The 821-nt window shown below is 33.6% G+C and carries 1 protein-coding gene; it reads left to right on the top strand.

What is annotated here, in order from left to right; all coding sequences use genetic code 11:
• Positions 1-821, top strand: an 821-nt coding sequence (locus HGP29_RS28255) for a nucleotide sugar dehydrogenase (RefSeq protein WP_168885816.1), incomplete at both ends; no start/stop codon positions are given.

Genomic DNA, 821 nt, shown 5'->3' with positions numbered 1-821 from the left:
AAATCTACTTTACCTGTTAGAACTGCTGAAGCATTAAAGGATATCTTATCAAATTCTGAAAGTAAATTTAAGTTTGAAATACTTTCTAATCCAGAGTTTTTAGCTGAAGGTACAGCAATAGATGACTTAATGAACCCTGACAGAGTTCTAATCGGTGGTGATGACACACCTTCAGGTAAAGAAGCAAAAAATACGCTATCAGCCATTTATGAAGCTTGGGTACCTAAAGAGAGAGTTTTACAAACTAATGTTTGGTCTTCTGAGTTATCAAAATTAACAGCAAATGCATTTTTAGCTCAACGTATTTCATCAATCAACTCTATGTCAGCATTATGTGAAGTGACTGAAGCGGATGTGGATGAAATTGCAAGAGCAATTGGTATGGATTCTCGTATTGGACCAAAATTCTTGAAATCATCTGTAGGTTTTGGTGGTTCATGTTTCCAAAAAGATGTTTTAAACCTTGTATATATTGCTAAATCATATGGTTTAGATGAAGTAGCTGAATACTGGGATCAAGTGATTCAATTAAACGATTACCAAAAACGTCGTTTTGCTGATAAAATTATCAAAAAGTCATATAATACTGTATCAGGTAAAAATATTGCTTTTTATGGTTGGGCATTTAAAAAAGATACAAACGATACGCGTGAATCTGCTGCCATTTATGTTGCTGATCATTTATTGGATGAACAAGCTAATGTAGTTGTCTATGATCCAAAAGTACCTGCAGAAAGAATCTATGCAGATTTGGAATACTTGAATACACACTCTTCAGAAGAAATCAGAGAAAGAGTTAAAGTAGTCAATGATCCATACGA

Origin of the sequence: Flammeovirga agarivorans (assembly GCF_012641475.1) — a bacterium.
Lineage (GTDB): Bacteria > Bacteroidota > Bacteroidia > Cytophagales > Flammeovirgaceae > Flammeovirga > Flammeovirga agarivorans.
This window is presented reverse-complemented; position numbering and strand designations above follow the sequence as displayed.